Annotated in this window: 7 protein-coding genes; 2 read left to right on the forward strand and 5 right to left on the reverse strand. The window is 42.5% G+C overall.

Features of this window, described 5'->3' with window-relative positions:
• Window positions 1-216 precede the first annotated feature (216 nt).
• Together VN379_RS20835 and VN379_RS20840 are read right to left on the reverse strand one after the other, a co-directional pair.
• Entirely contained in the window at window positions 217-1,383 is a 1,167-nt protein-coding gene (locus VN379_RS20835; RefSeq protein WP_325537428.1) for an MFS transporter, read from the reverse strand.
• Between the two features lie 165 nt (window positions 1,384-1,548).
• Complete coding sequence (locus VN379_RS20840; protein WP_325537430.1) at window positions 1,549-1,770, reverse strand: hypothetical protein; 222 nt, start codon at window positions 1,768-1,770, stop codon at window positions 1,549-1,551.
• 198 nt (window positions 1,771-1,968) lie between these two features.
• Here VN379_RS20840 and VN379_RS20845 point away from each other — a divergent pair, with 198 nt between their 5' ends.
• Both VN379_RS20845 and VN379_RS20850 read left to right on the forward strand, forming a co-directional pair.
• The gene (locus VN379_RS20845) at window positions 1,969-3,183 is read left to right on the forward strand and encodes an SLC13 family permease (protein WP_325537432.1); all 1,215 of its coding nucleotides are present in this window, start codon (window positions 1,969-1,971) and stop codon (window positions 3,181-3,183) included.
• A gap of 122 nt (window positions 3,184-3,305) precedes the next feature.
• Window positions 3,306-4,118 carry an alpha/beta hydrolase gene (locus tag VN379_RS20850; RefSeq protein ID WP_325537434.1) on the forward strand — a complete coding sequence of 271 codons (813 nt, stop codon included), beginning with the start codon at window positions 3,306-3,308 and terminating at the stop codon, window positions 4,116-4,118.
• A gap of 143 nt (window positions 4,119-4,261) precedes the next feature.
• On the opposite strand, the gene VN379_RS20855 is transcribed toward VN379_RS20850, so the two are convergent.
• From VN379_RS20855 to VN379_RS20865, 3 genes are all read right to left on the reverse strand, one after another.
• Entirely contained in the window at window positions 4,262-5,632 is a 1,371-nt protein-coding gene (locus VN379_RS20855) for an esterase-like activity of phytase family protein (RefSeq protein ID WP_325537436.1), read from the reverse strand.
• A 326-nt stretch (window positions 5,633-5,958) separates the two neighbouring features.
• Window positions 5,959-7,068, reverse strand: a complete 1,110-nt coding sequence (locus VN379_RS20860; RefSeq protein WP_325537438.1) for a uroporphyrinogen decarboxylase family protein — start codon at window positions 7,066-7,068, stop codon at window positions 5,959-5,961.
• A gap of 66 nt (window positions 7,069-7,134) precedes the next feature.
• Complete coding sequence (locus VN379_RS20865; RefSeq protein WP_325537440.1) at window positions 7,135-8,523, reverse strand: S-layer homology domain-containing protein; 1,389 nt, start codon at window positions 8,521-8,523, stop codon at window positions 7,135-7,137.
• Window positions 8,524-8,594 lie beyond the last annotated feature (71 nt).

An 8,594-nucleotide genomic window follows, 5' to 3' on the forward strand; every position in this document is an offset into this window, starting at 1 on the left:
TGAGAAAATCCGGCTCATGCTGCCGTTTTTTTCAGCCTTCGTTTTATTTACGATCAGCCCAAAATAGTTTACTTTGTGATTTGGTTTGCTATGTCCTATTTGTAACTTGATATTACTGCATCTAAGCCGAAATTAATTGTAAAAAACGAACTAATTCTAAAGTTTTAAAGATTGCTTTACCCATTGGCTGGCAGAATCTCTTTTCGCACTCTCTTGCTAGCCCTTCACAATAGAAGACCCTGAAAACTGCCTGAATGCCAGCTTACAATAAATCGTATACACCAGCAAACTGACTGTTGTTGTCGCCAACATGCCTTGCGCACCGCCCGCCTCATACACCCACCCCAGGCAGGCGGGTCCGATGCCATTACCGAGAAATAAAAAAAATGCAAACAGTGACATGCAGGTTGACCTTGCTTCAGGCAAAAGCTCTGTTGCGTAGGTCTGCAGGGTGGTATGAAGAACAATGAACCCCAGCCCTAGCAACAAAAAGCCGGCCAATAATGCAACCCAGTGAGGTATCAGCCATATAAGGCCAAACGCACAGGTAAGCAGTGAGGCACCTATTAACGGCATCCTGTGCTGGCCAACTTGCCTGATAATCGAACTTATAAAATGGCTGCCAATAAAAGCAGCGATACTAAAACCAGCTGTCAGTAAGCCAACAGAAAAATAATCCAGTCCCAGAACCTTATTCCCGTAAACACCCAGATAGGTAAAGCCGCCAAATAAAATTACGCCTTCTAAGCCTACTGCTAAATAAACCGTCCGTGAGCGACGGCTGGAAAAGATTCGTTTATATCGTTCTTTCAACGGGATTTGTTCCTTAGGGGCTATATGTACCATCCGTGACTTCTGCCTGAGAAATGCAAATCCAACTAGCATTCCAGCAAGGCCAATTGATAAAAATATAAACTTCCAGCTAAAAAAATGAGCAAGCATGGAGCCAATCACAATACCCAGTGCCTGGCCGGACATAGACAGCGACATAAAGAAAGAAATTGCTTTAGGACGCTCCTCAAAGGTAAAACTATCGCCTATTTGTGCGAGCGAAACCGGAATAATGCCAGCGGCAAAAGTTCCGCTAATTATTCGGAATACCAAAAGAGAAGTAAAACTATCAGCATAGCTGCACGCAAGCTCTGCAAAGGAGAATAAAAAAAGGGCAACTGAGATGGTCTGCAATTTGCCGAATTTATCTGCAATAGGTCCATATACTAGCTGCAATAACCCATACGGAATGGTAAAAGCCGAAACTAGTAAACCTACCGCTGCTTCCCTGATCATTAAATCGTCTGCAATAGCTGGTAATACCGGAGCAATTGCTCTGCTATCGGCATTTACCAAAAAACCGCTAATGCCAAGTACCCATAATAACTTCATAGTAACCCTCCATGGTGAGCGACAACAGGCTGAAAAATACCAGCTATATAATCTACCTGCCTTTGCTTGGTTCTAAGATAAAACCATCCCTGCTTACACAAAGACCTGCCGGCTTAGCATAATTCGGCAGGTCTTCGTTGCGCTTGGTGTGTCCGGAAACCTTTATCAGGCATTTTTCCAAACCAGATAATAGATATTAACACCAACAACAAACAGGTTGGCTAAGACCACTGGCACCGCTTGAATTGCAATACCATAAATGACAAAGAGAATAGCACCTACCAGATTGATAAACCGCAGTTTATTGATAGACTTCATTACAAACGAAACTGCCACCATACCAGATGCCAGGTATCCCAGCCATTCTACAACATTGATCGTTTCCATCGATAAATCCTACCCGTTCTTCTTATTATTTGACAACATAAACCACGCTACGGTTAGTATACCATTTTTTATGTTCCGGGACAATTCACCGGTCCTGCGCCCATTAAATCCGTTCCTTTTGCTAGCATAATTAGCTAATGGTATCGTGATCATGTTATACTTATGAATAATTTTAAAAACTGAAGGTGGTATCTTATCTTGGAATACCGGATAGAAATGCTATGGTCTGCATTAATTTTACTGGCCGTACTTGTCATATTTACCCTTGGTAAAAGCCCAATATTCCGGGTAGACCGTGCCGGTGCTGCAATTATTGGTGCGGTAGCTACAGTAGGCACAGGGGTATTATCCTTTCCGGAAGCAATCTTAGCTGTTGATTTTAGAACAGTCATCATCTTATTTTCCATGATGATTGTCGTTGCTAACCTAAAATTAGCAGGCTTTTTTGAACTGATGGGAAATGCGGTTTGCCAGCACGTCAACAGCAAAAAACAGTTGCTATTTGCAATTATCATGGTTAGCGGCATTATGTCGGCATTAGCAATAAACGACATCGTCTGTCTGCTCTTTACGCCGGTAGTGCTATTTATCTGTAAGAAAACCCAGTGCAATCCCCTGCCGCATCTGTTAGGGGTAGCAATGGCATCCAATATCGGCAGTGCCGCGACACTACTCGGCAATCCGCAGAATATCCTGGTAGGAAGTTTATCTACCTTATCGTTTTTCGCATATTTTATAGCTGCCAGCCCGGTAGCACTAATCGGTTTGCTTGCTACTTACGCTGCGATAACATATTATTACCGGGAAGAACTAAAAGGCAGTTATTTCCCAGTTCCTGTCCATAACACCACTGTTCACAGGTATCTGCTAATTAAAACCTTTATTATATTATTTTCCGTATTATTTGCTTATATGAGTGGCTACGATCTGGCTCTATCGGCCAGTCTGGGCGGAGCCTTATTACTCATCACCAGACGTGTAAAACCAAATAAAGTATATACCAGCGTTGACTTCAATCTGTTAATTATTTTTATTGGTCTCTTTATTGTTGTAGCCGGTATCGAACATAGCGGGCTAATGAATATGCTTCTTAACCATTTGTTTGTTGGCGAAATTAATAATATGGGGCTTTTCGCAACACTGACTCTCATCGTTTCAAACATCGTCAGCAATGTTCCTGCCGTTTTATTATTAAAATTCCTGATACCATCAGCAAACGCAGACTATTGGTGGAAAGCGTTAGCATTATTCTCCACATTAGCCGGCAATCTTACGATTACCGGCTCTATTGCCAATCTGATTGTGGTGGAGATTGCTAAAGGTGAGCAAGTCCAGATAACAGCCCGAGATTATTTCAAGGTTGGTTTCCCGCTCACCCTGCTCACAACAGCTATTGGGGTACTATGGTTGTAAGTATCTTTTAAAAGGCGGCTAAATCCAGATCTACTGCATTTCTCCATGCTTCCGGTACGAGAACATATTATGCTTAAACGCATAATATGTTACTAAAGACATTGACAAATGGAGGAATCTCTGTGGGATATTATATTAAAGTAGAACCAGATGTAAAGATTTATGTCGAAGATCTTAATCCTGAGGGTGAGAAAACAATCTTATTTCTGCATGGTTGGCCTTTAAGCCATAATGCGTACGAATATCAGTTTAATCAACTGCCCAAGATGGGCTATCGGTGCATCGGAATAGATACCAGAGGCTTTGGCAATTCTGATAGACCCTGGCATGGTTATGACTATGACCGGTTATCTGATGATGTTAGAGCAGTGGTTGAAGCACTCAACATAAAAAATTTTACGCTCGGTGGCCATTCCATGGGGGGAGCAATCGCCATTCGCTATATGACTCGCCACAATGGGTGCGGGGTAGCAAAGCTTGCCCTCTTTGGTGCTGCTGCTCCCAGTGTCACCAGGCGCCCTGATTTCCCCTATGGATTGCCGAAGGAAGATGTAACGCAGTTTATTCAACAAACCTATAATGACCGGCCTAAGATGCTGCAGGGGGTCGGCGACATATTTTTCTTTCAGTATCTAACAGGGCCTTTCGCCGATTGGTTTCTCCAATTAGGACTACAGGCAGCAGGTTGGTCCACAGCAATGTGTGCTGCCACATTTAGAGATGAAAGCTTGTTTGCTGATCTGGGGAGAATACGGGTACCCACATTAATTCTCCACGGCATCCATGACAAAGTCTGTCTGTTTCCCTTGGGTATAGCCCAAAAAGAGGGAATTAGAAATTCCAGGCTTGTGCCGTTTAAATACAGCGGTCACGGACTGTTCTATGATGAGCGTGATAAATTCAATATGGAATTGACTCAATTTATTGAAGAATGATAACAGCAGTATAACCGCGGCATGCCAGCAGATAGGTACCCATACTGGAGTGCACGCATAAGAAAAACCTCCTTGGATACCAGTCACGTATCCAGGAGGTTTTCATATTGTCAAACCGATTTACTGGTTTAATAACCCCACTATTAGCGCAGCGCTTCCGGGAGTTCAATCATCCAGATGTATTGATTTCTTTCTGCTTCATCGTTAGCCACAATCGTAATCTGTGGCTGAGCAGGTTCGTTTTTATAACGGAAACTGCCGTCTTGTAATAAAGTATAGTCGGTAATTTCGGCCTTAGGGTTTTTGGGGTCTACTACTTCTATTGCGATACCAAAATCATTATCATTGGTCACCGCAATGGTCTTTTTATCAGGAAGCATAGTTAGTCCCTCGGCTTTTTCTGTATTCCAGCCATGGGCCCTCAAATCAAACACCAGTGTTTTGTCTGCAAAATGAATCCCTGCTAGTTTACTGGGATCAGCAATAAATTCGAGCTCTTTACCCTCAACTTTAAGGCCTGAAATATCTGTTGCTTGAGCTAAATCTATACTGTAGATGAGATTTCGCATATTCTTATCTTTACCCTTACCTTGTTCAATAACCAAAAGCTTGGTGTCAGAAATGGCGTAAATATCACCGACCTTCGCATCCTTAGGTGCTTTGTAAGCAGCCACATCAATTGGATACGCGAACATAGCGGTTTTCCCGGTAGCTGGATCAAGTCTTACAATTCTTGTGAACCGGGCAGTTTTACCAGTAGTTTCATCAAGCGCTAGCGGGCTTTGTACAATCGCATACACACTGCCGTTCGGCGCTATTGTAATCCCTTCAAAACCACGGTTCGGAACACGATATTTGAGAATCTCCGGCAATCCATCCCCAGGGGAATATTTTTTAAGCAGTTTCCCTTTATTATCAAACTGAGTAATAAACGGACCATATTCATCGCAGGTCCAGAAGTTCCCTTGTTTATCTACAGCGATTCCTTCTGGATCAAGACCATTATTATCATAGCCCAAATTGGCCAGATTTTCATCCAAAGCAATCTCATTAGTTGTACCAATCAAACCAGGGGTAACCGGCAAGCCAGTCAATTGGCGCCCCTGCTTGGTCTCTAACCCAATCGTCTTTATCACCGAAGCCTGACCGTCTTTAAGCTTAATAATCCCAATCTCGGGTTGGAAATCAGGTGATGGGAAAAATTTGCAACTAAGATTTTGATCTCCGGTTTGATAACCAGGGCCATCCCCATTGGGACCGCGGTCTGTAATGCCATATAATTCAATTGAACCATCTTTATTCATTGACTTAAAGCTTAATCCGGAACCGAAACCTGTCCGAAATCCATTGGGAAACGTCTGCTGGTTCTGACCTGTGTACCCTACGTTAAACTTTGTCGGAACGGCAACAACGTACTTACTGATTCTTATATGCGTATCGGCGGCTGAACTTACAGCCATATTTGAAATTGTTAGTGCTGCAATCACCAGAGCTGCCCATATTTTCTTTTGCAATATTCAAACCTCCTCATCTATCTGTTATCCTCATTATGGCATAAATTTGGTAAATAATTATTAAGAGCAGGTAAATATTCTGTAAAGTATTCGGATAATCCACAGTTGTCTGCAAGGACAATAACCAGAAAATCCCTGCTATTAGAAGAAAAACCTCCTGCGGGCACCCAATCGGTATCCACAGGAGGTTTTAGCAGTGTATTGTATTCGAAACGCAGCCAAACTTGATCCTTCAAGCTACTTATACTACAAACTTAGTAAGCTCATGCAAAACAAAGGGAATAGAAAAACCTAAACGCATCTAGCTATTTTGCATCAGCTAATGTTTACTTGCCTGTGGCGGCCGCCACTATAGCTTTTACGTTTTCCACTTTAGCATTAGGTGGTACCGTACAACCAGTAGAAAGGATGAATCCTGATCCCATATCTTTAATTAGTTTTGTGCAGTAATCGTATACTTGATCCGGTTTACCGACAGTAAGTAAGGCAGCTGAAACATCGCCTTTAATACACATGTGGTCACCTAAAACCTCTTTGATTTTATATATGTCGGTTGCACCATCGGTTTCAAATACTACTTTTGCTTTGGGAAACGACCTGAAGTATTTCAGATCACGCTCCCAATTACCATCAATATGAATGTTGGCTATAGCGCCTTCTTCAATAATAGCATCAACAGTTGCCTTCAAATACTTCCAGACAAACCGTTCCCATATTTTGGGGGAATAGAATTGACTGGCACCACGTGAAGGGGAAACAAATACTACAATGGAGTTTGAACCACGTATTTGCTTTCTAATTTTCTCCAATGTCTCTGCTAATATTACATCTAGTACTGCTTCAACTTTGTCCGGCATTTTAAAACAATCCCTCAAGAACTTGGGAAACGTACGGGCAGCACTCAGATATTCGTTAACAGTAATGGATGCACCGGCACCAATGTAGACCACATAACCTGCATCAACAAAATTTTGTCGCAGTTGCGGCAATTTCACTGTTTCTGCGATCAGCTCAGCTACCGGAATATGCATTCTATTTACCAGAAAGTCTTGACTGAAAGCATTCCAGCCTTTGTCTAAAATTGTGTCATAATCATCTACTGTCATTAATTCTTGTTCATCAATCTGCCAAAAAGCATTATCCGGCAACTCTACACCAGGCAACTTCATTTTTGCATAGGCCATGAGAGGAAACAATCGCGCTCCACAGAATGCGCCGCCGGTACCATCAACATCGCCTAAGTTCTTTAAAGAATTAAAAATAGTTTCCGAAGATAGTTTTACATCAAACACAAAATCAGACATCTTCACACCCATATGATATGCGCAAAAGGCATCAGCAGTAAGAAGTATTGGCGTTCGGTCAGTCTTTTCCAATGCTATGGCCTTTTTCACTCGCGCAGTACGCTCTTGAAGTAATTCTTGAGCAGTTTTCATTTTTTCATCGCTCTCCTGTTTATCATTCCGTCATATCTGTTTATTGATGCTAATCATCCTGCTATGTTAGAAGTAAAAATCCAATTCGGTTTTGATGGTTCTAATCTTACCGGAAGTACCATCAGTTGGAGACATGTAGTTGACCCAGGTCATAATACCCACATTTTCATCAATAATAAAATTAGAAGCTAATTCAGGACCCTTAGCCCCATGGGCCTGACCGGCCATCCAGGTTCCATGGTTTACCGACGAGTTGATATCCCAGTGGACATATCTTCCGGTAATCGAAAAAGATCCAGGGGTTTTAATATCTGCTTTACCATAAGTAAGTCCGACAATAAACGCTTTGTTTTCGGTATTTGCATCAGATCGCTCAATTTCACCATATAGTTTTAGTTTAGGGGTGAGCATCTTATCGGCTCCTAATTCCCAGAAGTTCATGGTAGTGGCATAAGGCTTAACTACATCGGTGGCCCCGCTAATAGAATTTGTGTAGTTGCCATCATTTGAAACCCGGTGATAGGCTGCTTTGATATTGGCATCTTTAGCAATCGCAGCCGTCAACTCTAATGCGGCATAACGATTGTCGGTAGTGCCGGAAAGAATGCGTGGGTTAACGGTGGTACCTGTCCAGCTTTTTCTTAAATAGCCGTAAGTTGCTGTTGCTTTCAGCTCTTTGGGATCGCCAACCGAAAACTGGGCACCAACTACGGCTTTGTTATCAGGCCACAAAAACATACCATAGACAGGTATATAATCAAATTTACCGACCTTGACATTGGTGATGCCAGTAGAACCTATCGCATATATCTCGCAGCCGCGCTGTTGGCCGGCCATCAGGCCATCCGAGGCGCTCGAATTTACTGCAAAACTACCGCTCTGAGCATCTCTGGTAAGATCGTCATGAATGACCAGCTGCCAGTTGTTATTTACTTTGTACCTTGTAAAAAGGTCGACACCTAGTGCTAACCATTGGCCATCATCTGCATGCGGGCTTTCAGACCCATAACCGGGATTTTTGCCTGCTGCAAAATAACTTCCCTCATAAACACCCGAGTTACGCCATACTTGCTCTGATAGATGGAGAAACCCCGAGACAGTTAGTTTATCACTCTTTTTTTCTAATGCTTTTACACGTACACCGAGATTTTCAAGTTCTTTTTGAAACTCATTAGATAACTTTTCGATAAGTGCTTTATTTTCAGCATCCGCTTTGGTAGCATTCGAAATGGCTTTACCGACTACCAGCGCCATTTCATAGCGGGTCATAGGCTTGTCGCCTCCGAAAGTACGGTTTCCATTACCATCGATAACGCCATCTTTCGCTAGCTTGTTCACGGCATCATATGCCCAATGTTTTGCGGGAACATCATCGAAGGGATTGGCTGCTGCCAGTACCACACTAGAAATACAGAAGATAGCCATTACAACCAGAGCAATTATACTTTTCTTCACTTTCTTCCCACCTTTTAAGTTATAAATATTATTTGTTGCCGAATATCCTATGTGTTGACTACTATTTCCCC

Source organism: Sporomusa sp. (assembly GCF_035561255.1).
GTDB lineage: Bacteria > Bacillota > Negativicutes > Sporomusales > Sporomusaceae > Sporomusa.

Excerpts from the sequence above, each read along its gene's own strand:
- VN379_RS20840 (WP_325537430.1), bottom strand. The coding sequence starts at position 1,770 with ATGGAAACGATCAATGTTGTAGAATGGCTGGGATACCTGGCATCTGGT.
- VN379_RS20835 (WP_325537428.1), bottom strand. The coding sequence starts at position 1,383 with ATGAAGTTATTATGGGTACTTGGCATTAGCGGTTTTTTGGTAAATGCC.
- VN379_RS20860 (WP_325537438.1), bottom strand. The coding sequence starts at position 7,068 with ATGAAAACTGCTCAAGAATTACTTCAAGAGCGTACTGCGCGAGTGAAA.